We start from the raw sequence: 24,921 nt of genomic DNA on the forward strand, positions 1-24,921 counted from the left end.
GAATGTTGGGTGACTTACTTGGGCAATCCGTGGGCTTGTGAAAACGGCATTTTGACCCATGTCTTTAAGATGCGTTCTTGGGTTGTGGGGCCATGCCATTTTGTGTTGTGGCTAGTGAGAGCAATGTTCGAAAAAAATCACCCTAAAGTTGAATAAGATTTTTAGTTGAGTTACTGCAGTGGCCATGAAGAGGATTTTAAATCGAGACTATTATTTTGAGGGCCCCTACCAAGTGCAAACGGCCGAGTATCTGTTAGCGCGAGGCGAGTGTTGTCAGTCGGGGTGCAGGCATTGTCCATTTGGCCTTAGTGAAAATAAACAAGGGCGATCAAATGGTCCCCGTATTGTTTCTCTGGTGCCCTCATGGACGGAAACTCTGTTGGCTGCGGGAGCCCATGTTGTTGGTCGTACCCGATTTTGTGTGAGGCCCAAAGATCTTGTAAAGGATATCCCCGTGGTGGGTGGAACAAAGACTCTGGATCTGGATAAATTGAATTGGCTGGCGCCGGACTTTGTGGTTATGGACCAAGAAGAAAACACTTTGGTCATGGCAGAGAATTGCCCGTTCAAAATCTTAACCAGCCACGTGGGTTCGTTGACAGATTTGCACGATGAACTTTTGCACTTTTCAAGCCGATTGAATTTGCCAGGGCTAGCGGCCTATGCAGATAGACTGGATACACTGATTAAACGTCCGCCAACGCGGAAGGCTTCTGCTAGCGATTGGCCAGGGATTATTGAGTGGTGGAGGAGGCCTGAGGGCAGTATTTCTAACTACCACGTGGTGTATGTGATTTGGAACAATCCATTGATGGCCATCAGCAAAGACACCTACATTGGTTCTGTAATGGGGTGGTTCGGGCTCTCAGAAAATCTTTGGCCGGGTGATGGTTCTCAGAAATACCCATCTTTTAAAATGAGCGACGTGCCAGAAAATACTCTTTTCTTATTTTCATCTGAGCCATTTCCCTTTTCAAAATACAAAGAGAAATTTTTAAAAACATCCAATCACCCGGCAGCCCTAGTGGATGGCGAGAGCTATGGCTGGTTTGGCTTGCGGGGGTTGAGGTTTTTAGAAGAGGTTGTGTAAAAGGTGTCCCTTTCGTTTTTAAAAGGTATCCCTTTCCTTTTTGCGTTGCACAGCAGCTACGCTGTAGCGCTGCGCAACGCAAAAAGGAAAGGGATACCTTTTAAAAAGGAAAGGGATACCTTTTAAAAAGGAAAGGGATACCTTTTAAAAAGGAAAGGGATACCTTTTAAAAAGGAAAGGGATACCTTTTAAAAAGGAAAGGGATACCTTTTAAAAAGGAAAGGGATACCTTTTAAAAAGGAAAGGGATACCTTTTAAAAACGAAAGGGATACCTTTTAAAAACGTTTTTTTAGTGGCAGGTGAATGTGCCAATATAGCGCTTGAGTAAATCAATTTTGCAGAAAGCCTTTAGAGCCTGAGTTTGGGTTTCTGAGGTCACCCCAGGGAACTCGGCTTGTTCGCACTGACTGCGATCATCAAAGTACATATTTTTGTCAGACTCACCCAGCATGGGTAAGAAGTCTTTTTCACAAGCGGCAACGGCTGCCTGCCCGAGAGTCAGGTCTCTTTCGGGGTCGTATCCGGCGCAGGTCTCAGCGATCAATGCCGCATCTCCACACAATGAGGACAACGCCACTTCGACGAGTTCTTGGGTGCGCTCGGGGGTCATGTTTTCACAAGTTTGTCTTTTGTCAGCCAAAGACGTTAGGGGAGTCAGGATTAGCGCTAAGACGATAAGTTTAAGTTTCATGTGAGCCCTCTCATTTTTCTGTTACGAGTTTGTGCGATTTTAAAGGTTGGGGCGGGTGATAAATGCCCGAACGCCATGGCCCTCAAAATGATCTCGTTAAATTGTTTGGTGTCATGGGGGAGATACAACACCTGCCGGAGATACCCCAGCCAAATTCAAAAAGTTGAAACCTTTACTCAGAGGGGGAAGCAGACATGATATGGATCTATTATCGGGAACAATCGGCTTTTTGTGGTGTGCACCACTATTTTGACCGCAGACAGGGCTGAGGGGCTCAGATCACCTTTTCGATGATGTATGGACTACGGCCCAGTAACGTGGCGCGTTTTACCCAACTGCAACACGCAGCAGTTGCTTCGGACGAATATGAGTCCTTAGGATATAAACATGAGTGATTTTGTAATGAACTATGAAGTGGTTATTCGATTGGGTTTCTTTTTTGGAGTGTTTTCCCTCGTGGCTTTAGCGGAAGTGATCTGGCCTCGGCGGCAGCTGAAAACACGAAGATGGCGGCGTTGGCCCTCCAATTTAGGAATCGTGGTTCTGGACACCCTGGTGGTGCGATTGTTGTTTCCGGTAACGGGGGTATTATTGGCTCTGCGGATACAGGATCTTGGCTGGGGGTTATTTAATGTATTAAATTGGCCCCAGGTTGTGGAAGTGGTTCTGGCTGTGATTTTTCTTGATATGGTCATTTACTGGCAGCATGTGGTTTTTCACCGAGTGCCTTTTTTGTGGCGATTGCACCGCATGCATCACGCCGACACAGAGTACGATGTCACCTTGGGGGCCAGATTTCATCCCATCGAGATTGTATTGTCGATGATGATAAAGATCGTATTTATTGTGGCCCTTGGGGTTTCACCTGTGGCGGTGATTGCGTTTGAAGTGCTGCTGAATGGTACAGCCATGTTTAATCACGGCAATTTCAAGTTGCCGCCATCAGTGGATCGTTGGTTGAGAAAGTTTTTGGTGACGCCCGATTTTCATCGAGTGCATCACTCTGTTTTTGCGCGTGAGACCCACAGCAATTTTGGGTTTAACCTGAGTGTTTGGGATTACCTATTTAAAACCTACATTGCTCAACCGAAAGAGCCCCATGATCAGATGGAGATCGGCCTTCCAGAGTTTCGCAATCCCCGCTATTTGAAGCTTCATTGGCTTTTGGCCATCCCGTTTATTAAAAGTCGGAATTAGCCTCTAGATAATTTTTTCGAGCTTTTGCGGCTGTTAAGAAAGCTGCATAACTCCAAGTGAGATCTCTGGCTGATTCCATAAAGCCGTGGTTTTTATTCATTTGCTCGGCCATCGAACCATCATGCCCCATGTGGAAGAGCACTCTATGAAAAAGTTGGTTTGCCTTTTGTTCGAGCTGATTTTGAAGCTTTTCAAAAGTGGAACTTTCATGTGTTAAGCGTGAGCCCACGCGAATGAGATCAGAAGCTTTTTTGCCCGTAAGGAGCATGGAGTAAAAAGACTGGTTTCTCGAAGTGATTTCAATTTGTCGATGGACTCGATTTTCGGCGGCCACTTGAAAGTACAGTTCTGCAATGGCGAGTGTGGTTAAAAACCAAGGGTTTCCGCTGTAGTATTGGTCTTCCGGGTATCGTCCGTAGGCAGTGCCGAGTTCAGGAAGTCGGTAATTTATGGCGTAAATGCCATTAAACTTTAAGTGCAATTGATGAGCCGTATTCAGAACCCAATCACTGCTGGCGGGCAAAGTGTTGTCATGGTTCGAGGCGTGCAAAATGGCCAGGATGTTGGCCGTATCTTGATTGCTTGATTTGTAGCCGAGCCCTTCCACTTGATTGAGCGTGGTCAAGATAACGCCCTGATCTCTACTTAAGAATTTGTCTAAGGACTTTGTGATGCGTTCAGCTTGTCTTTCGTACCACGTGGCTGCACGGGTATCACCCATGCGGCGGGCTAAGCGGGCCCCGTCGATAAGTGCTTTTCGTTGCACATAACGGGTGTAGAAGTGGTCCCCTTTAACTTCTTCCCATAAGTCAAAATTGGCCTCCTGCCAGTGGTGCGAGACAAACTCGAGATCTGTTTTGATGATGTGATAGCGATCATTCCGAAGAAGTCCAGAATCATAGAGCTCTTCTCGAACCGTATCCCAATCGCCTCGATCTAAAAGTATTTCTGCCCAGCGGATCATCACCGAAGCCCGCAGTGCGGGGCCGTCGTTTTGAGGTCGCCCCCAGGGGCCATCAAACCCACGTCCATCAACGTAAAACTTAGGCTCGCCAAGGCCAGAGAGGGTGTCTTGGTTTTGTTGATAGCGAGTCAGCTCCACAAAGTCATAAACGCGGTGTAAATAGTAATCGGCAACCACGGGGTCTTTGGTGTCTTCATATAAATTGAGGACCACTTGCATAACAAGAGCCGCATCACGCACCCAATGATAGTAGTAGTCTGGGTTTTCTCTTGAAGGAGAGGCAATCACCGTACCGGGCCGGGCGTCTGTTGGAGAGACATTAGCTAACAATCGCTGGGTGGCCACAAATTCTTGGCGACGGATTTGTTCATCCAGACTGAGCTTCCCGCCCCAAGCTTGACCAGCCACTACCCCAACAAGTAAAAAAGCTGCAAATGTTTTCATAACCCCTCCCGCATAAAATCCTAATGCCCGATTGTCCCTTTGGATGAAATCCTAAATCAAGAAAAAACAGGCTAAAATCAGACGCAGTTTGAGTTTGGACAAAATCCAACATGATGACTCAATGCAAGGCCGAAAATGTGTCGAACCTCCACCGAAGTCCAGTTGGCAAAGTGGGAGTTCGCTTGAATAATAATGAAGAGGGGAAGAGGTGTAGCGCAAAAGGTATCCCTTTCTTTTTAAAAGGTATCCCTTTCCTTTTTGCGTTGCAGAGCGCTACATCGTAGCTGCTCTGCAACGCAAAAAGGAAAGGGATACCTTTTAAAAAGAAAGGGATTTTTACGCTACACCTCTTCCCCTCTTCCAAACAACAATGGGGCAGCAGCATGGGAATGTTTTCTTCGGTGGCACGTGGGGTGAGTTTACTTGGGCTAACTGTTTTTGGATTTTTTCTGTTTTCGGGGATGGCAGAAGGGGAGCCCTGGCTGAGCAATCGATATGCACAAAACTGTGCTTCTTGTCACTCGCCCTCTCGGCGAAATGTGCAGGTGAAGGATCGTCGCTGTACGCTGGCCTGCCAAGGATGCCATACAAATCCCAATGGCGGGGGGATGCGCAACCAATATGGGATATGGAACCAACAACGATGGCTCCGCTCATTTCACAACAAATCGCTTGCGAAATATTTAAGGAAAAAAGGCACGCCGGCTCCATTGAAATATCAAAAATACGGCAAGCAGCCAAAGAAGCTCAGTGATAAGCGTGAGAAATTCGCAGAGAAATTTATAAAAAATGGTCCGAAGCTAAGAGCCATGTCGACAGCCGTCTATGACGAAAGACATTATGATCGCAGTGACAAGCAAGAGCACATCACGGTGCAGGGGCCGGGCGAGTTGATGGAACGTGTGACGTCGGTGGATCCACTAAGAAAAGAACGAGAAGATTTTCTCTACGGAACTGGCGATCTACGATTTTTCTATTTGTCTCGCTATGGCGGCAACAATGAGTCTACGATTTTTCCAATGGCCGTAGATGTGGGCGTGCGCATGCGACCCACGCGTAGGTATTGGTCGTTTGTGGTGGAAAGCCGCTTTCTCAATAGTCCAGGCAATGAATCCTTTGATCAAGCGTTCACAACGGGCGCAAAAGTGAGGTCAGCCTACACCATTTTAGACGATCTGCCTTACGCAACTTATGCCATGTACGGATTATATCGGCCACTATTTGGACATTACACCCCCGATCACGAATCATTGGGGCAAAGACTTTTAGAGTTTGATCACAGTTCGATCAACCATGCGTTCAGTTTTGGTGGCTCACCCAACGTGCCGTTTGCGAACATTCATATGATCATGCCCACTTCAGACAATACAAATAAGGATCAGGGTTTTGTAGTCAACCTGGGCGGGCGCTGGGTGACGTTAGGTGCGTCACTGATGTTGTCTTATTGGGCCACAGAAAATCCAAACGGATTAGATCGCAACATGTGGTCGATTAATATTGGAGGCAAGACTCCGATAATTCCGGTGATTAATAAATTTCTCATTGTCAATGCGGATGTAACCAATTTTGATATCACCGACTCCAATAACGCCAACGACAAGGGCATGGTTTGGACGACGGAGTTGAAGCTAAACTTGTGGAGAGAAAATTATTTAATGTTCAATTACGCCAATTCAAACGTCGGCTACTCAAGAACGGCCAGCGCAAATAGAAAACGGGGCAATGCCACAGAAATCATGATAGGGTTAAAGAGCTTTTTAATTGCCGGTACGGAGATGGAGATTTTAACGATTCATCGAGATAATGAGTTGTTGGGGTCGAAATCATCAGAAGAAGTACTACAAAGTCAGTTTCATATATTTTTCTAAAACCTGAGCGGAAAAAGAAATCGAGGGGAGCGAAAGCGCCCCCCGGCCAAAAGGCTTCGGACATGCGTTCGGCAGCGGTGCTCGCCGATGGCGAGCACCGCACCGATCCGAACTTGCTTTTGGCTGGGGGGCGCTTTCGCTCCCCTCGATTTCTTTTTTGCGCTTTTCCGTGCCAACCCTTTTTTGGGCGGGTGGGGGTGGGGTGGGGTGCGGGGTTTCTGCTGCTTTTGTGGCCCTACCGGTATTGCCACCCCATCCGGTCATCTTTCACCCTCCATTGAGGGGCTCCGGTGCGGGGAAGCGCTGCCTAAAGTTCAAACAAGCTGAAGGGGGAAGCCTGTCGCAAAAGCAAGTTCGGATCGGTGCGGTGCTCGCCATCGGCGAGCGCCGCTGCCGAACGCATGTCCGAAGCCTTTTGCGACAGGCTTCCCCCTTCAGCTTGTTTGAACTTTAGGATCGCTAGGTTTTTTTTAATTATTTTGTGCGCCAGCACTGATCCACGAGAATATCACCTGTTTTTCTGCTGGCGTCAGTGGGTTATTAGGGGGCATTTCATCCCTTGCCACTACGTTGTAGAGTGCGCTTCCTGCCGGACTGCCCGGTGAGACATATCGTCTTACATCAGTGAACTCATTGAGTGTGACGCCGCCTTGGGCATTACCTGCGCCCAAATGACAGGATCCACATTGAATCAATAATAATCCAGCTACCTGTTGGTAAGTGGCCGCTTCAGCGCCCCCGGTGTCTGGGGCGGGTGGAGCTAGAATGGCTGATAAATCATCTTCTGAGGCGTTTCTGCCTAGAATCCATAGGCGGAGAAGTTCTTTGTCTTCTGGGGCCATGGTTCCGTTTTGTGGCATGAGGCCATCGACGATTTCTATAAATAGGGGTGAGCTTTGTGGCTCACCTACGACCACATAGCCGTCGGCAATCATTTTATCTAGATTGAGAATGTCAATGGGTTGATTGGCTGCGTCTGGGCCGTGGCATGAAGCGCAGTTTTTATTGAGCACTTGTAGGGCCTTTCCTTCAACAATAACGAGTTGTTCATCTGTGGAGAGTGAGGAATTGTCCGCGCCTTCGCGGTGATCGGCGTCGAAAACTTGTGCGCAGTTTTGATAGCTGAGTAGCACCATTAAAAAACTACCCAGAATAATAATTTGTTTAAATGCCCCCAACATGACTACGTCCCTTTTTTAGTTGTTTTTTGCCCCGCTCAAAATCCACTGACGAATATCTTCTCTGGCCGTGTCGCCACCATCGAGATTGAGAATTCCGCCTTTAGGCATCGGCTCTTTGCCATCAAGGCCAAGAATCCGCCGCCAACTCTTACTATTATCTAAATCGCCTGGTTTAAATCGATTCAGCGAAATCAAATCTTCATAAGTGGTCATATCGTATTCGCGGCCCAATTGGTCGGCGCTATTGCGATGGTGGCAGCGAACACAGAATCGATCAAAGGCGCCATTGGGTTTCATCAAGTCAGTGAGTGTGACTTCGAAGGCTCCCGGTGCGGCGTCGTTGTCCGGTATATTCACAATATGAGTGCTTTGTCCTGCAATAGAACCATTTTCACCGCTGGCAATAAGGAAGTCATCCAGGCGCAGTGTGATCGTTTCATTGGCGGCATCATCGCGCTGATCATTGATTATTCGAATGGCAATGCTCTTTTCTGTTTCCGTGGGGTCAAAGCGAAGAGTGAATGAGCCGTTACCCACAATATCAAAATCTCTGTCATAATTTCGCACTTCAGTGGTTTCATCATTGATGTCTATGATTTGCGAACAGCAGGGCACACGAGCCGTAGTGCCGCCATTATCTATAGAAAACCCCACAGCTGAAAATGTATCAATGGGTCGGCTGAGAACCACTTTTGCGTAGACACACTTGTCTCCGTTAGTGACAAGAGGGTTGCCTTCGCTGTCGTTGGGGCAATCACTGGTCCCGGCTTCGGTGCTTAAAGTTGTAGTTGCCAATTCGAAGCTAGCCGTGGGGCCAGGAGGTGGAGGCGGTAGAGTCACGGCCGCAATCTCTCCAATTGAGAATGACAAAACATCGCTGGCTCTGAGTGTGCCCACAGCCACCATGGTTCCGGCAGAAAGCAGAGTGGATTGGTTCTTGCGTGCTGAAGCTTCAATAAAATGATAGGTGGTTTCATTCACCACATCTTCGCCGTTAATTTTAAATCGTATGCTTTTTAAAGTGATATCAGTGGCATTGGCGTTTTGAGCCGGATAAATAATTCTCGGTTTACTGATGTAATAAGCCGTAGAAGTGGACTGGACCTGAATGCGAACTGCGATTTCGAAAAAAGCACCAGGCAGCTCTGGCCAAGTCACCCCATCTGGAGGATTGCGCATTTCATTGTTAAGATCCCAACGCAAAGTCACTTCATCTTCAAGGCTTGGGTTAATTGCCTTAGAAATAGAATGCACTCGCACGTCTTCCCAGGGGTCATCGACAAATTCAGAGATCGAATCCACCCCTTGACATCGTACGAGCTCTTCTTGACCTTTTGCCCACAAGTCTTTGAGTTCATTCACTTTAGATTCTTGGTGAGGTCCTGTGTAAGGGCTTTGGTGAGCGGCATCCACGGCAAAAGCTGAAACTTTTGAAAAGCCTACGGCACTAAAAGCTTGCCAGGCCACTTGCAGACCGCTTGTGGCAAAACCGCCTTTACCAATGCCGCCAGGCACGTGACAGGCCGCACAGTTTTCTTCTAAGAAGGGATGGTAAGTGTAAGAAAACAACTGCTGCTCACTGGTGATACTGCACTTGCCAGAACCAAGAGAAGATTGAAATTTGGCTTCATCAAATCCCTCGTGTTCTGCAGTACAGTTGTTAAACATGACTAGCAGCGATGCCACACCAAGGCTCAGCACACTGGCCAGAGCCTGTTTTATCGGTTTTCTTTTATGTTGGCCCACTTTCATCATCCCCCTAAAAAAGTAAACGCACGGCCTTTAGACTATTAAAAAAGTCGTACTAGCTATTGATCACGGTGATTTCACTTAGCTCACTTTCAGCAAAAGTACTTTGCGTCACAGACTTAATTAGGTCATGACGTCCAGCAAATGCCAAATAGTTCACAATAGCAGCAGCGACTCCACGTTCGGGACTTCCGCCCACTACAGTGTCTCTTGCCGCACCCTGGCCGTTGTTAAAGTGTCCTAATTGACGAGCTTTTTGCACGGGCTTTTGTTCAGGGTGATAAAAGAAGGTAATAATACCACTTCTTTCACCGCTGTCCGCAGTAAAGTCGGCACCAGGAACCAATGAGTCTTGTGAGGCCACAGATCCATCAGTTGTGATCATAATCATTGTTGGTCGTTGCAGGACGCGAGCCGATTCAAGCATTCGACCCACCATCACGCCAATTTCATTGTCTTTGTTGTCTTGGTTGGCTCGACCGTTACCATGGTAGTCACAGCCTCCGATGTTCATCATTGCCATAGAGGCGTTGCCTTTTAGAGCATTGTAAACAGCAGACGCATTACCACCATTGCCAGAGTTAAGGTCGTTAGCGTTATTCAAATTCCACACGGTTGCAAATTCATTGCTATCAAGCGGGTTGATGCTAACATTGCCGTCACCACCAGATACCAAGTTAATATTAGTGTCCGTGGCAATGTTTGTAAGTTGTGAAAGAGCTTGTCCACCACTGAGGCTAGCTAAATTTCGCCCCTGTGTAGCACTTAACCCACCAATAGCACCAAAGAGTTTTACTTTCTGGTCATCTGTCATAGATGCCAAGCTTCCTTGTACACTCACTGCATTGGCCACATCAGTGAATCGATTCACCATCAAGGGAGCTGTGTTGTTGCGAATGGCGGGTTGGTTTCTGTTTTGACCAAGCGCCGGCAAGAAATCACCCTTAGTGACTTCAGCAAGCATTCCAGACGGGTTTAATGCATTGTTTGCCGTATCATCTTGTGAGGCCACAGCAATACCTAGGACCGCTGTGTTGGCTATAGTGGCCGGCGTAGCGTTTGCTAATACTCCGGCTAGCAACTGGCTTCGATCAGCAAAGCCACCACTTTGAGCTCCAAAGGAAGGGTCAACGTTAAAAGCTCCTGCCGCACCCAGGCCTAAGCGTGAGTAACTTGGCAAGAAATCTCCGTCTTGTCCCATAAATACAAAGTTACCGGCGATAGAGAACCCTCCAGCACCGTTGATCACCATGGCAGCTGGCATTTTTTGTGCCGTGGCCACACATTCGGCGGCATGGGCCACAGAAGATCGGGCGATCATTTCTACAATAGATGGCATAAACAAAGTGGCCGCAGAAGCTTTTAAGCCTGAGGCTAAAAACTCGCGCCGAGTCTTTGGCATGCCGTGGTTTTGAACATATTTGTCTGCGATTTGAAGATTGAGCTTTTCTTGCTCAGTCATCATCTCAGTGTTGGCTTTTTTAAATACTTTAAGTTTCATTTTAATATCCCCTTAAATAAATATTGTTTTAGCTCTCGATTACATCCTGTAGCCATCGAGGCTAGCCAAGACTGACGTGCAGATCGCTATGGCCGCATGGCGACTCTTACTGTCTGCAGCTGACGAATCCACAATATCCATGACATTTTGAAGTAATAAATCGTGTTCTTCTTGGGTCTCATCGCGGCCCCAACAAGCCCGAGCCATGCGTCGCATAGTCTCTTGGGCACCGGCCAAACTTGGCGCTGCCGTACCGGAGATCGCATTAAAGATCCTGCGATCTGTAGAGCTTAAAGCTAACTCTTCGTTGAAAAGATCATCACACACCTCCACAGCGATGGCAGCATGAGCCATAACTAGAGGTGGGTTTACATCCATCACATTACCAAACTCAGATAAGCTGCCTCTGCGGCTATCAAACTCATCTAAGGTCTTTTGGCTGACAACCTGTAAGCCAGTGCAAGCCACCATGTTATCAAGAACTTGTTTTCCGTAGGCAATCGATGCCGTTTCAGCACCTGGAATAATCTCTACGGCAATGTTTCCGCTGCAAGAGTTTTTGCTGGAATCGGTGGATACGCCGTCATCTGGCACCATTTGTCCGCAGGCATTCCCGAGAATAGCGATGGCTGCCGTGATAGTAGCAAGGCTAATGCCCACTGCTATTTTCTTTTTAATTGTTTTCATCTTAAATCCCCCTTAAATCCCTTTTTAATCACCTAGACAGTTTGGAGTAACGGCAACGCGCTCAAATAATTTTTTTAGTCTAAAGTTATCTTCAGTGGCGAATTTGGTCGCCAATTCTTTTAATAAACCTTCGTCAAATATTTCTGGTTCTCGTTTGCATACCGAACGGAAAACCCGAGTGGCCATGCAGTTTGGAAAGGCGCCAGCTGAGGCGATCATTCGCCCGAAGTCACCCATGCCATTTCCTTGAGGCAGATTTGACGGATCATTTATTGTAAATTCAGCAGAGCCGCCTAAACCCACAGGGTACTTGCCCCATTCAAAAAACTGTTTATTCACTCCGCCGATGAGTTGATTTTTCCATTTTGTATCGCGAGAGGCCCAGCCTCCAGGAAACACCTCGGCGTTTTGGTTCATCTTATTTACGATCAATGTGTTCGGGTCCATTTCTGTAGTTCGCGGATCGTCCTCATCGTTGCCATTGCCGACCACAAAAGTGTGCTTGAGAAACCCATTTTCAAAGGTGATACGGGCAAAAGCTTGTCTCAGCGGATCCATCTGAGAGTGGCAGCCACGGCAAGTGGTTTGATAGTCCACGTGGGATCCACCTGGAAAGCGGTCCACATCGCGACCGACCATGGCGTCTCCGCCGGTGTTATCCGCCCATTGTTTGATTGGGCGACATAGGAATTGCCTAAAGCTAAACTCCACCATACGTCGGTTGGTTCCCGCAATAGCATGAGATGATGTAAAAGCTCTTGAGGTAATAACGCCAGCAGGGTCTTTGTGATTCACTACGCCGCCGTTGCCATCATAAAGTTTTTGACCGTCTTGTCGGATAAGAATTTGTGAGTCGGCTAAGTTATAGTCCAGTTGCTCAAGTACTTGGTAGTGGTTATTAGACATCAGAAAATCTTGAATGGTGTCACTCGGGGCAGCTGTTCGCTCAGGGTTGCCTCGATAATAGAAATTTCCGTAGGCGAGTTGTCTAGCGTCATTTCCATCTCTGACATGGCCAATCACCGTGGCGGCAAAGTCATTAAGAGGCACATCAACACTTTCATCACGGTTTGACATGCGTTTTGCAAAATCTTTCACAGTACGGTTGTAAAAACCAGGCTCTGTTGTGGCTCGAGCCGCAGCCGTAACCAAGTTGCCCGATCTGATGTCAGCTTCCATTTGCGCCAGTATAGGGTTGTCAATGGGTGTGGATATTCCCACAACTCGCTTGTAAATCTTTTGAGCCAATTTTCTCTCGGCTGTGATAGGTGCAAATGGGTCGATCGGAAAAGTATTGTCTGACAGCCAAGGAGTGGGGTTGCGCACACCTAGAATTTCTTGTTGGGAAAGAGCTCGACAATAAATGGCCACCATTCGGTAAACCCCGCGCCAGGGTCGGTCTTGGGCGGTAAAACTAGAGGCTCCAATAAAAGGTTGTCCAGCGTCATCAAAAGCATTTATTTCATTGGCAAGTGCTAATACCGATTGATCACTCCATCGTGTAAGGTCGCCGCCAATGGTTTGTGTGGAGCGCAGAACGGGAATGCCGGCACGATCGCTCACATAAATTCTAGAAGCTCCTGCTGAATCTCTTGTGAAGTATACATGTTGGTAGGGGGCCTGTGTGTCGTTAAAGCGCATGACTCCGGCGGGAACCCGCATGGTGTCGTCACCAAGTGTCCCATCGTCGGGATCGTTGTTAAAACTTAGATTGCCGCCTTGATTGCGAACACCCACTTGAAAGAAGTGGTTTCCATCATAGTTGTGGCCTAAGAATAAATCAGTGCTGGCGGCACCTCGAGAAAGAGTTACGATTCTTAATGGTCCGTGTGGAGCAATTAAATCGTTTTGTACTGTGTTTTGAATCCAGGTCTCAATAGTGACTTCATTGCTGCCTTTACACTGATTGATAAGTTTTGTAGCAGGCCCTGCGGTGCGAATAAGGCTTTCTTGTGAAATCATCAGTCCGCCAGACTGCCAAATCACATCAGAGCGACTGTCTATGTTGAGGTTAAGTGGTGTGCCAATGGAGCTATGGTCATTGATCACAGTGCCACTGCCTTCGTTGAACTTGTAAAGGACAACGGCTTCGCTAGCGAGAGCACCGGTACCATCTTTTTCAAGAGCTAAGCTTGGCGTTGCTACTAAAAGCCCCGTAGCGAGACTTAAATAGACTTTCCAATTTTCTCTAAAACTAGTCATGTTGTATCCCCATACCCCAATAAATAGTCTGTGCTATTGCACAGTGATAAAATAGGCCGCGCCGGAGTTGTTCACTGTATTCCCGTCGTCCATGGCCTCACTACCCATAATTAAAGTGTTACCCGAGATCCCAATATCTGATCCCGCATTCTGTTGAGCATCGCGATTAGCTTGTCGCGGGATCATTTTGAATAGGATATTCCCGGTCATATCCATCTGGAAGGTGGCTCCAATTTCAGCTCCATTATGTCTGGAGCCCGGAGCACTCACATAAATTTTGTTATTGGCAATAGCTACGCCGCGACCGAAATAGTCACGCACAGCCACATCAGCGGCTTTAAGCTCAAGCTCGCTCCAAGAAGATCCGTTGGGCGTGTAAAGATAGGCGCGTCCGCGAGAGCTTTCGGCCTGTTCCGCACCCACTACAACATTCGTGCCGTCAGTGGCCACGTCAGAGCCGTACTGCATACCTGACCCAATCATGGTGCTTGAGCGCAGGATGTTTGATTCAGAATAGGTGCCGCCACTATTTCTAAACACGTAAGCGTAGCCTCGACCCAATGTGGCTTCTTCGCTGGACTTCATTGGAGCGCCGATGACTAGCAGCGAGCCAGATACAGCTAGTGATCGTCCAAAGTTATGATACTCGCCACCATTACTGGCCTGTAAGCGTTGTGAAAGGCTCCATGTGTTGCCAGACCGTGAAAAAACATACACGGCACCAGCATCTCTGGATGTACCCCAATCTTCTGTATCAGCGCCTACGATCACACGATCAGCGCTGTCGATGGCTACTTGCATACCAAAACGAGTCACATCATTGGGGTTCACTGTAGGAGTGGGTCCATTGATGGTGTGAATGAGGTTCCAGTTGTTGCCAGACCCTTCATATAAATAGATGCGACCAGTGTGGTTGTTCAATGAAGTAGAGCGACTAGCTATAGCAATAAGGTCTCCGCTAATAGCAACAGCGTTGATTTCTGTATAGGCAGCTGTGGACGGTTCTAAAATGGCAGTGGTTCGATCCCAGCCGCTGCTTGTTTTTTCAAATACATAAGCAGCACCAATTTTGTTGTTACCACCCCGGCCAGGAGCGCTGGCCACGGCGTGATTTCCGCTTATGGCGACCCGTGATCCAAGTGCTGCTTGCGTTTGTGGGTCAGAAGCCGCTAAATATTTTTCGTTCCAACAGACATTGGTGTAGTTGACTGTGATGGTTCCTGTAGAGCGGCCGCCACAGGTGTCTGTAGCAACTATGTTTATAGTTTTTGATCCACCTACGCATTCGGCCGTATCATTGGGCTGTACTTGAAATCCATTGTTGTTGCAGTCAACATCTAGTGGCGCGGAATTATTACAGTTAACATCTCGGTTTACGCCTCCATAAGTGGCATTTGTGCCGCCGGTGATCGTGTAGTAAGTGTTGTCGCGGTTATAGAGATTTTCAATGCCGTTGTAAGAGCGTGGTCGCATGCCGATATCGATGTTTCGAGTGTTCTTATTGATGGCTAGGCTTACTGGCACATAGCCGTTTGCCGGCAAACAAGGATCAATTACAGGAATCACGGGTTCAGTGACGGTTAAAACAACAGATTCAGATGATGCAATACCGCCGCTATTATCGTGGGCATAGGCATATATTGAATAGATGCCACCAGCGGTGATCCTTTGATCCCATTGAAAAGGTGCATCCACATCTTCGCCCACTTTTGTGCCATCAATCCAAAATTCAACTTTTTGAACTTTTCCATCAGAGTCTTCGGTTTGAACTGTAATGGCCACATCGGCCGGCGACATGGCTGAAGAGCCATTTAAAGGTGATGTGACAGTGATCGTGGGAACTGTATTTCCCAGTTCTCCTGTTTCAATTACGCCGGCACCGGGGCCACCGCTTAATCCAGTCACAGAGCCTGAATCAATGGCTTCACCCATAGGGCTGCAATTTTGAAAACTAAATAGGATGGCAAGGGCAGAGCTCACCGCTACACTGATATTAAACCAGCGCTGAATAGATATAGAATTTTTATTTCTGTCCAGCATGAGGTATCCCCCTCCTCCGTATATGGACCGACTACAATATCTTAAGGCAGTGTCAGTTGGTTCCCGCCTTAAGACCTTGTCGGCAGCTTTTTAGAAAACTTGAGACATAGGTCTGGTTTTCTCCGATTTTTAAATAGTGCAATGGTAGGGCCAGCTTATGGCCAATTAACGTCACTCTGAGTGTCAAAATCGAAAAAATCGTAAAAAAGTTAGATGTTTAAAATGAGGTTTTTATTCTTAATTGGTTTAAAACCTGTCTCATTTTGAGATTTATTAAATAGTTGGGCAGCTCACGATGAATATGAGGCGGCATCTCGCGTGACGCAGCATTGCTAGTGTTGGGATACTAACACTCAATAGTGTTATCATTGATTTCATGAACAGCGTTGAAAGTATTGTTGAATTACTTGAGTGTCTCATAACGAATCAACCTCTTAAATGGGGGCAAGATGGGTTGCAGTCAGAGGCCGGCCCTAAATATCATTCTATATCGGGCGTGCCATGGCTATTTCGAGATTCGACAAGCCAGTGGATTCAGTGGAAGTCGCGTTGTGAACAGCTCATAAGCACTTTGAAAGACGAAAAACAAAGATATGAAAAGGCTCAAATAAATAAACACGTATCACTCCTAAATCAGCGTAGGGGAGCCGTAAGCCGTGGTTTGCAAGTCAATATCGAGACCCTGAATCATCTGTTACAGGACTTTTTAAAATCAAATTCATTTTCAGTGCCGCAAAACTTCGCGCTCACAGACCGAGTGGCCAGCACTCAGGAAGCTCACAGTTATTTTGATAATATTTTTCGAGATTGGGTTTGGGGTAAAGAAGAAAACACAAAAAGCCTAGACCTGATAAAAAAAGTCTGGCCCGAATCCATAAAAGAACCAAATGTGGCTGTGCTCGGAGCTGGCGCTGGTCGACTGGGTGTGGATATTCACAGGCATTTAAAACCAAAAAACACCATTCTAGTGGATATTAATCCGGTGTTATTACTCACCGCAGAGCATCTGTTAACTAAAGGCCCCTTGGATTTGTGCGAGTTTCCAAAGACTCCGGTATCTATTGAGCAATCGGCTGTTTTGCATAGATTAGAAAGTGATGAGCGCAAAGGTAATAATATACATTTTGTATTTGCCGATGTGATGAACCTTCCCTTTAAAGCCAAGTCACTGGATGTGGTGGTCACACCTTGGCTTGTGGACATTATACCCGATGACTACCGCGATTTCAGTGCTCGTATGAATAGAGTGTTAAAGCCCGGCGGAGTGTGGATTCAGTTTGGCCCGTTGGGTTTTGCTCATAAGGATTTTTCGAAAAACTACAGTGTGGATGAAGTTCTTAAGATTGTAGGGGATCAAGGCTTCAATCTGACCACGTCTATCCAGGAAAGAATACCGTACCTACAGTCACCCCACAGCGGTTTTTGGCGAGTAGAAAACGTATTGATCTTTGCCGCCGAAAAAAAATCAGATGTGAAGCAGCCAAAGCGGTTTGAATCTCTCCCAGAATGGTTGCTGGATTTCAATAAACCCATATTACTCACAATTGAACTGCAAGAGCTGCGTTTTACAAACCAGGTTCACGCAGAAATTCTTGGAGCTGTCGACGGAAAGCGCACGTTTAACGAAATGGTGCAGCTCATGGCAAAGCACTACCAGATGTCCAGCGACCAAGCGACAGATGCGCTATTCACGCTATTAGCCCGCATCCATGAATCGAAGCTTTAGAGAGCCGACAAGCCAACGAAAATACCAATGACAATCAGAGATGGTCGTGCCTGGATCAGTCACCAAAACCTGGATAAAACCAGACAAGCCTCAAGGCAAGAAGGGCCCCCATGAGTGAGCCGCGTCCTCCCGATGTGCATGGCGTATCCGAGTTGCGGCACGTTAGTGACGCAATCCGAAGACGACATGCGGCCACTCGGGTCGGCGCGGCTCACTCATGGGGGCCCTTCTTGCCTTGAGGCTTGTCTGGTTTTACTTACGCCATCGGATTAGGGGCCGAATTCGATATTCCACCACTCTTGGAGTTTGGCACAAAGGCCGGTGGACTTGCTCGCACAGTGACTTCCGCCGCCGTGACCTTGCCCTGAAGCATTATTGATAAGCGTGTTGTTGCTCGCCGAACCGCCCGCAAAGGGGTTGGGGTTGAGAAGGCTGCCAAAGTGAATATCGTATCCCACGGTATGGCACGAGGTGCAAACTTGCACGCCGCTATAGACTTGTGAGTTGTAGAAAGTTTGACCGGCGCTTGATCCTGCAAAGGCCACATATTGTCGTGGTGTCCCTGAGAGTAAAATAAAACCTGTGGGTGAGTCGATGTAGGCATAGAGAAAATGGTATTGGTTATCGATGAGGTTTTTTGGAATGTTAAATGAAAAGTAGTGACCGTTGTAGGTGCCGCCAGTTTCATTGGCTGCTGCGTACCCTGCTAGAGTGCCTGAGCTGACAGTGCCATCTATATAGATGGCCACTTTTAATGTGGAGTTGGGGCTGTCTGGATCGTAGGCCCAGCCGCGAACATAACCGCTTTCATTGGCGATGGTCACGCTGCCCTTTGAGTTCGGGCCACCGGCTGGTGGCAGCATGGATGCAGATTCAGAGTCTGATCCGCTGGTTTCTTCAACACTTTTACAGTTATTAAAGCTGGTCATTAAGACAAGGCTTAATAAAAAAACGATGGTCCAAGTAATGCTATTTTTTCGTCGCATGCTCTCTCATCCCCCAAAAAAGCAGCTATCAGATAAATAGACATCGGCAGAACGCGTAAAAACTTAAGCCTTTGGTCGGGTTTTTTGATAAATAATCGTCAGATCGAAACAAATTGAACTAGAGCCCCAGATTTTTGGTGAATCAAGGGCAGGTGAGTACAAAGGCCACTTGGGCTACATTGCTTAAAGTAGACATTCCAAAGCGGCTGACTCGAACTTGATAAAGTCCCAGGTCTGAGTTGGCGATGTAGTCGATGGGTAATTCAAGGCCCGTGGCTCCGTCGATTTCTTCTCCGTTTTTTAACCACTGTAGGTCTACATCAGAGTCACCTGAGACTTCCACACTGAGTTCAATAGAATCACCCAGTTCTACGGCTTGTGAAGAGGGTTGTCTTGTGATCACAGGGCGTTGGGATGCGAAATCTCTCGAGTACTCGGCCAATGTTAAAAGATCCAGGTGTCGGCTTTCTTGCACGTAGCCTGAGAGACTTGATTCAGTGACGCTGCCGTTTTTCATGACCCTCTCCAAGTCCGCAGGAGTCAAGTGGCCGCCTTGGCTTCGTAAGTAAGCCAGTGCAAGACCTGCAGCTCCAGCGGCGACGGGTGAGGCCATGGAGGTACCTTGATAGTATCCATATTGGTTGCCAGGTAAAGTGGAGAGAAGTTTGCTGCAGAAACCGATACTTAATAAATCCGAAGCTGATATGCCGCTACTACAAGCAGAATTACTGCTTGATGCCATGGAGTTGTTGTATGAGCCGGGAGCTGCAATTTCAACGTAGGTCGAACTGTAGTTTGAAAAGCTACTACGGTTTCTCGTTCCCGCATCTGTGGAGGCCACGGCCATAAAGCCGTCTACATCTTTTGCATATCCTGCAGGCGAGTAAAAGCTGGAGTTGAGGTTCTTGTTGTCATTACCGGCAGCGGCAACCAGGAATGTCCCTTGCTCTGCCGCATATATCACGGCATCTTGAAGAGCCGTACTTCGAGCGGCGGCACCTAAACTCATATTGGCAATATCAGCCCCTTGGTCTGCGGCGTATCTGATGCCATTGACGATGTCATCAATGGCAGCACCGCTTCCCGTGTCGGGAAATACTTTTACTGCCATCACTTTGGCATGACTGGCCATGACACCTGCGCCGCCCACCTGATTGTTGGTGGCCGCGGCGGCCAGGCCGGCAACGTGAGTGCCATGCGTGTCACCATCCATCGGATCATCGTCGTTTTCAGCAAAGTCATATCCGAATTTTCCATTGCTGTCGGTCCACATAACGCTTTTTAAGTCGGGGTGAGTGTAATCAACCCCTGTGTCAATAACAGCAATCACCACGTCTTCTTTTATTCCGGTACTATCGTCATAAAAGATCTCCCACGCTTTGTCCGCTTTTTGGTTTATGAGATGCTCTTGCCGGTCCACGAAAGGGTCATCGCTGATAGCGAATTTTTCGGCACGTGCCTGAGGAGAAACGCCAATGAGGCAGGGGTCTTTGCGTAGTTCACTTTCAAGTTCGTCTAAATCATAATCGCGGTTCAACTGAAAGCGATAAGCCTGCACACGAAGTCGATGGGTTCTTTTTCTTGAAGCCAATACGATTTCTTCGCTGTGCTCTCCAGGGGAGTCGTTCACACATTCATTGTCGATCAATGCCACATATTCGGTGTGGGCTTTGAGCTTTTTATCTAACGACATGATTTGAGCCGAATCACTCTCAGAAATTTGCACTTTGTTATGGTTAAAGGGCGAGCTAAAGCTGATCGCTCCTTTTTTAAGGGCCTGCGGGTTTACGGTGCACATGGAAGCCAGCGTTGAATCACCAGTGGGTTCAAACGCTTTGCCGCAACCAAAAGAAAAAAGACCAGTTATCAATAAAACAAATAAAACAGACCGCCTCTGCACAATCATTCCCCCCGATTTTGCAAAGAATTACCAAAAGATTGAATAACTAATGAGCAATTAGGGGGCCAGATGAGGTGAGAATGAAGCGGCGTTCATCCTGGGCTCGGGTGAAGCTGGTAGACGCCTGCCTATCCGGTGATCAATTGTTGTATAGGCAACACTCGAATGAAGTACAAAGAAAGTCAGATCGCCCAACGGGTTGCAGGTTATGAGTTCACGGGGTTTTCAGGTGAAGTGTAATACGCTGAAGAGCAGAGTCATGTTAGGTCCTCCCGAGGCCTCGGGCTTTTAGTGGACCATCAGTCTCAAGACATAAGGCTTCAGGCCTTTAAAGAAAAATTCGACGGCGATCATCATAATAATAAGTCCCATCAGGCGAGAAAAAACCTTTGACCCACTTTCACCCAAAAGGCGCATGATTTTTCGAGATCCCAGGAGCAAAAAATACGTAGCCAGGCTCACCAGAAAAAAAGTAGCAAACAAGATCGTGCGCTGTGAGTAGGTGCTAGCATCGGTGGTCAACACGGTGGTGATGGTGATGGCGCCGGGGCCGTAAATGGTGGGGATGGCGAGTGGAGTGACAGCGGCAATTTTGGCCTCGTCCGTGTCGCTTTCGCCATCGGTGAGGGATTTGGTGCGGGCTATTTTTCCTTGAAGCATGTCAAAACCGGTGAGAAAAAATAATATACCGCCCACAATTCTTAGGCCATCTACAGAAATTTTAAAAAAATCGAAAATAAATTTTCCTGTTAATGAAAATACCACCATGGCGATAAAAGCGGTGACGCAGCCGCGTTTGGCGACCGCCACAGCTTTGTCGCGACTGATGTTTTCCGTCATTCCGAGGTAAAGCGGCATTACGGAAAAGGGGTTCACAATGGTAAAAAGACTTGTGAACGCAAAAAGAAAATAAGAAATCTGCTCTTTCATGGAACTTACAATAACATCTTTTACTATTTTTGAGTAATTTTAGATTGTGAGATTTTTTGCAGAAACTTGTCGGCTGTGGTTTCTGTCAGGCTGAAGCTAAAGCCAGGTATGTAAACCTTAATGTAAGGCTCTCCTCGGGCCGAAGCCGAGAACTCTTCGACGCCGCAGATGTGTTCGGGCTTTACCCAAACTCTGGTTTTTTCTTTGGTGGTGAACTCTATGTAGTCGCTCATATAAAAATCATCACTTATGTACGGTGAATTGCCCAGCATTTAGTTTATCAAAATATTCTTTAGAGGCTGCGCGTAACTTTGGAAACAGCATCCAAACAGCAAATAGGTTTGGAACCACCATCAACCCCAACATGATGTCTGAAAAGGCAAGCACCGGCCCCAGGGTCCAAACAGCACCCACGATGGCCAGCAAACAAAAAAGCCCTTTGTATATAAGAAGCGACTTTGTGCTGCCGGGAAACAGAAAATCTACGGCCCGCTCGCCGTAGTACGACCAGCTAAGTAGTGTGGAGTAGGCAAAAAGCACCACAGCCGTAGTCACAAAGAAAGTGCCAAACCCAGGGATACCCGTATCAAAGGCGGCAGCTGTCAGAGTCACACCTTCAACGCCGTCAGAGTTCAAGTGAGCTCCTGAGATAAGGATCACAAGTGCGGTCATCGAACAAATCACCACGGTGTCGATAAAGGGTTCAAGAAGAGCCACCACACCTTCGCGGATGGGCTCATCAGTGGAGGCGGCACTGTGAGCAATGGGGGCCGATCCCAAACCGGCCTCATTTGAAAAACAAGCTCGGCGTACACCTTGAATCAAGGCACGGATAGCGCCACCGGCCACACCTCCGGCGGCTGCGTTTAAACCAAAGGCCTCTGAGAAAATGCTAGAAAACACCGCTGGGACTTGCCCAATGTTAGAAACAATAACGATCAAAGCCCCGATCACATAAATAGCTCCCATCAGCGGCACTAGTATTCCAGTGACATGGCCGATTCGTTTAATTCCGCCGATGATCACCATACCTGTGAGTAGAGAAAGGGTAATTCCAGTGACCCACTTGATCAAGTTTTCATCATAGGGCAGGCTCCGCACGAGAACACTGGCCACTTGATTGGTTTGAAACATATTGGCCGCACCGAAAGAGGCAACGATGGCGGCAAAAGCAAAAAACACGGCCAGTGGTCGCCACTTTTCACCGAGACCGCGAACGATATAGTGCATGGGACCGCCATGAACCTCGCCCCGCTCGTCCACGTGGCGATACATCACAGCCAAGCTGCATTCCGAATATTTCGTAGCCATACCCACAAGGCCAGTGACCACCATCCAAAACACAGCGCCCGGTCCGCCGGCACTGATTGCCACAGCCACACCGGCAATATTACCCAACCCCACCGTCGCTGAAAGAGCCGTGGTAAGAGCTTGGAAGTGCGAAATCTCGCCCGGATCATTCGGGTCATCATAGCGACCACGTATCACGTGAATGGCATGAATGAATCCCTTAATTTGCACAAAGCCCAAGAGCAAAGTGAGAGCCAGGCCAGTGCCCACAAGCACCACCACCATGGGCAGGCTCCAGATCGCACCGACAATTACATTTAATACATTTTCAATAGAATTTAATATCCCCATGGGATCAAAATGTATTGGCCTCTGCCTATGGGGTCAACCATGAAGGTCGTGTAACATAAGGTTTGGGATTAGTTGGCAGCCATGCGTTGACGAATTTCTTGCCATTCTTGCTCAAGAAATAAGCCAGTGTTCGAGCCCTTTCGTCGATAGCTTGCGATCAGTTGTCTAGCATCTCGAAGTCGGTTGCTGCGCAGGAGCATTTTTACGTAATGTTGGGCCACAGTGGTTTGCACGGTGTCGGGTTTGGCCTCTAGCACCACCAGGTAATATTGACGAGCTAAATCAATATGACCATTTCGATCTAGAGTTTTTGCATATTCATATTGAGCTTCTAGTTCCGTGCCGCCTTCTTTGAAGTATTGTCCTAATGTTTGCATGGCTTCATAGTCTTTTCGTTGTTTGGCCTGCAAAATTCCAAGTTCAGCCAATGTTTCTTTGTCGGCGCCGTGCTCGTAGGCACTCAATAGGGCCGTTTCGGCCAAGTCATAAAACTTTCGATCCAAGCAAATTTGCGCATAGTGAGTCATATCATACTGCGTGGCCAGGCCCAGGGTCTGTTTGGCCTTGATAGAAACCACGGAGAGAGAGTGTTGTCCCCAGGTCGAAATAAAAATCAATGAGCCCGCAAAAATAAGGGCAAACATAAAAAGACTGATGGCCGTGCGCTTTTGGTAGTTTTCTAAAATCTTGTTGGGCTTTTTGCTGGATGACCACCCGCAATCACAAATCATCGTGCTCCCAAACATATGTGTAGGCTTAATCGGATCAAAACATCTTGGACAACGCAATTGATTGGATCGCATAGACACCCCTCTTCGTCTCATAAGCAGTGTACATGGCACATTCTGTGCCACCGTCATTGGCCCCTAGAATCCCTGATACGGGTTAAAATCGTGCAACGGTTAACCTTCTGATCAATGGATTGACAATTGCTTTGTTGGCAAGGCAAATGGCTATCTATGGAAAAATCAGTGTTGTTTTCAGAAGAAAAAATCGGTGAGCGGGGTTTGGGGGTTGTGCAGCTCAACCGACCCCGGGCCTTAAACGCCTTGAACTTAGAGATGTTTGAACAGTTGGCTGAGCGGTTGCTGCGCTGGCGCGAGGATCAGAGCATTGCCTGTGTGGTTCTATTAAGTGGTCATGAAAAGGCTTTTTGTGCCGGCGGCGATGTCAAAGGTCTTGTGGAAGGTCTTCGAAAAGGTCCTGAGGGTTTAGATTTAGCCAAAAGGTTTTTTGTTTTTGAGTATTTTGTAGATTATTTGATTCACGCCTATCCAAAACCCGTGTTGGCTTGGACTCAAGGTCTCACCATGGGAGGCGGGATTGGTATCAGCAATGGAGCCAGTCATCGCGTGGTGGTGGAGACCTCAGTGTTTTCCATGCCGGAAGTGAATATAGGGCTGTTTCCCGATGTGGGTGCCAGTTTCTTTTTGCGAGACATGCCTCATGATGTGGGTTTGTTTCTGGGTTTGACGGGATATCGATTGGGTCCCGAAGATGCCATGGCCTTAGGGTTATCCGACTATTATTTAAAAGACGAGTGGAAGCGAAAAGTTTTGGCCGATATCACAAGGCTGCCATGGGTTGGGGAGAGGGGTCATGATGTGAGTCTTCTTGATGACTACTTAAATGGTGTGCAACGCCAACGACCAGCGCCCAGTTCTTCTTTCGTGAAAGAGTTGCCAGCGGTCATGGACCTTGTGGATTACAAACATGTGTTGGAATTTGACAAGGCTTTTTCTGAACTGAAAAAAAGTGAGCGACTCACTGCCGCTTATGAGAATTACACTCGCGGTTGCCCCCTATCAAAAGCCATTACCTTTCGCCAATTAAAAACCGAGCCTTTTCCGACATTGCGTGAGGCGTTTTTAAAAGAATGGCATATGGCCATTACAAGTTGTGAAAACTCCAATTTTGTCGAAGGCGTGAGAGCCCTACTTATAGACAAGGACAATCAACCAAATTGGATGCCTGCGGATTTGAATGAAGTCACTGAAGATCAGGTCGATCCCTATTTCAACGGGGCGAAAAACTCGGCCTCAGAGTTAGATGCTATGATGAAACGTCACGGGATTTAGGTCGGTTTTACTGACTCAAGTGTGTTTGAAGTCGTGAAAAGGAAT

Annotated in this window: 19 protein-coding genes; 5 read left to right on the top strand and 14 right to left on the bottom strand. The window is 47.5% G+C overall.

What is annotated here, in order from left to right:
• Positions 1-184: 184 nt before the first annotated feature.
• Positions 185-1,090: a Fe3+-siderophores ABC transporter protein gene (locus H6626_03140; GenBank protein ID USN48098.1), complete on the top strand. Its 906-nt coding sequence runs from the start codon at positions 185-187 to the stop codon at positions 1,088-1,090.
• Positions 1,091-1,380: 290 nt separating this feature from the next.
• Here H6626_03140 and H6626_03145 read toward each other — a convergent pair whose 3' ends face one another.
• Positions 1,381-1,782, bottom strand: coding sequence for a hypothetical protein (locus H6626_03145; protein USN48099.1), 402 nt, complete (start codon positions 1,780-1,782; stop codon positions 1,381-1,383).
• Between the two features lie 387 nt (positions 1,783-2,169).
• On the opposite strand from H6626_03145, the gene H6626_03150 reads away from it, so the two are divergent.
• On the top strand, positions 2,170-2,979 hold the full coding sequence (locus H6626_03150) for a sterol desaturase family protein (GenBank protein USN48100.1): 810 nt from the start codon (positions 2,170-2,172) through the stop codon (positions 2,977-2,979).
• Here H6626_03150 and H6626_03155 read toward each other — a convergent pair.
• Positions 2,963-4,387, bottom strand: a complete 1,425-nt coding sequence (locus H6626_03155) for a glycoside hydrolase family 15 protein (protein ID USN48101.1) — start codon at positions 4,385-4,387, stop codon at positions 2,963-2,965. The two genes, H6626_03150 and H6626_03155, sit on opposite strands and share 17 nt — an antisense overlap.
• 383 nt (positions 4,388-4,770) lie before the next feature.
• Here H6626_03155 and H6626_03160 point away from each other — a divergent pair, with 383 nt between their 5' ends.
• A complete protein-coding gene (locus tag H6626_03160) occupies positions 4,771-6,255 on the top strand; it encodes a hypothetical protein (protein ID USN48102.1) in 1,485 nt (494 codons plus the stop codon).
• Positions 6,256-6,725: 470 nt separating this feature from the next.
• On the opposite strand, the gene H6626_03165 is transcribed toward H6626_03160, so the two are convergent.
• From H6626_03165 to H6626_03190, 6 genes are read right to left on the bottom strand one after another with little or no spacing between them, the layout of a single operon-like run.
• A complete protein-coding gene (locus H6626_03165; protein ID USN48103.1) occupies positions 6,726-7,436 on the bottom strand; it encodes a hypothetical protein in 711 nt (236 codons plus the stop codon).
• Between the two features lie 15 nt (positions 7,437-7,451).
• Positions 7,452-9,182 carry a hypothetical protein gene (locus tag H6626_03170; protein ID USN48104.1) on the bottom strand — a complete coding sequence of 577 codons (1,731 nt, stop codon included), beginning with the start codon at positions 9,180-9,182 and terminating at the stop codon, positions 7,452-7,454.
• Between the two features lie 58 nt (positions 9,183-9,240).
• On the bottom strand, positions 9,241-10,686 hold the full coding sequence (locus H6626_03175) for a hypothetical protein (protein USN48105.1): 1,446 nt from the start codon (positions 10,684-10,686) through the stop codon (positions 9,241-9,243).
• 39 nt (positions 10,687-10,725) lie between these two features.
• The gene (locus tag H6626_03180) at positions 10,726-11,373 is read right to left on the bottom strand and encodes a hypothetical protein (GenBank protein USN48106.1); all 648 of its coding nucleotides are present in this window, start codon (positions 11,371-11,373) and stop codon (positions 10,726-10,728) included.
• Positions 11,374-11,397: 24 nt separating this feature from the next.
• The gene (locus tag H6626_03185; protein USN48107.1) at positions 11,398-13,575 is read right to left on the bottom strand and encodes a hypothetical protein; all 2,178 of its coding nucleotides are present in this window, start codon (positions 13,573-13,575) and stop codon (positions 11,398-11,400) included.
• 33 nt (positions 13,576-13,608) lie between these two features.
• Positions 13,609-15,615 (bottom strand): hypothetical protein, encoded by a 2,007-nt coding sequence (locus H6626_03190; GenBank protein USN48108.1) that lies wholly within the window; start codon positions 15,613-15,615, stop codon positions 13,609-13,611.
• A gap of 376 nt (positions 15,616-15,991) precedes the next feature.
• Between H6626_03190 and H6626_03195 the strand changes: the two genes are divergently transcribed.
• Positions 15,992-17,341, top strand: coding sequence for a class I SAM-dependent methyltransferase (locus H6626_03195; GenBank protein ID USN48109.1), 1,350 nt, complete (start codon positions 15,992-15,994; stop codon positions 17,339-17,341).
• A gap of 269 nt (positions 17,342-17,610) precedes the next feature.
• Here H6626_03195 and H6626_03200 read toward each other — a convergent pair whose 3' ends face one another.
• The 6 genes from H6626_03200 to H6626_03225 form a co-directional block, all read right to left on the bottom strand.
• Positions 17,611-18,327 (bottom strand): hypothetical protein, encoded by a 717-nt coding sequence (locus H6626_03200; protein ID USN48110.1) that lies wholly within the window; start codon positions 18,325-18,327, stop codon positions 17,611-17,613.
• A gap of 142 nt (positions 18,328-18,469) precedes the next feature.
• A complete protein-coding gene (locus tag H6626_03205; GenBank protein USN48111.1) occupies positions 18,470-20,227 on the bottom strand; it encodes a S8 family serine peptidase in 1,758 nt (585 codons plus the stop codon).
• Positions 20,228-20,515: 288 nt separating this feature from the next.
• Positions 20,516-21,157 (bottom strand): MarC family protein, encoded by a 642-nt coding sequence (locus H6626_03210; protein ID USN48112.1) that lies wholly within the window; start codon positions 21,155-21,157, stop codon positions 20,516-20,518.
• A 23-nt stretch (positions 21,158-21,180) separates the two neighbouring features.
• Entirely contained in the window at positions 21,181-21,390 is a 210-nt protein-coding gene (locus H6626_03215) for a hypothetical protein (protein USN48113.1), read from the bottom strand.
• Positions 21,391-21,400: 10 nt separating this feature from the next.
• Entirely contained in the window at positions 21,401-22,732 is a 1,332-nt protein-coding gene (locus tag H6626_03220) for an alanine:cation symporter family protein (GenBank protein USN48941.1), read from the bottom strand.
• A gap of 134 nt (positions 22,733-22,866) precedes the next feature.
• Positions 22,867-23,601: a hypothetical protein gene (locus H6626_03225; GenBank protein ID USN48114.1), complete on the bottom strand. Its 735-nt coding sequence runs from the start codon at positions 23,599-23,601 to the stop codon at positions 22,867-22,869.
• A 156-nt stretch (positions 23,602-23,757) separates the two neighbouring features.
• On the opposite strand from H6626_03225, the gene H6626_03230 reads away from it, so the two are divergent.
• Positions 23,758-24,876: an enoyl-CoA hydratase/isomerase family protein gene (locus H6626_03230; GenBank protein ID USN48115.1), complete on the top strand. Its 1,119-nt coding sequence runs from the start codon at positions 23,758-23,760 to the stop codon at positions 24,874-24,876.
• Positions 24,877-24,921: the final 45 nt, after the last annotated feature.

The organism is Pseudobdellovibrionaceae bacterium, from assembly GCA_023898385.1.
In the GTDB taxonomy this organism is placed as follows: Bacteria; Bdellovibrionota; Bdellovibrionia; order Bdellovibrionales; family UBA1609.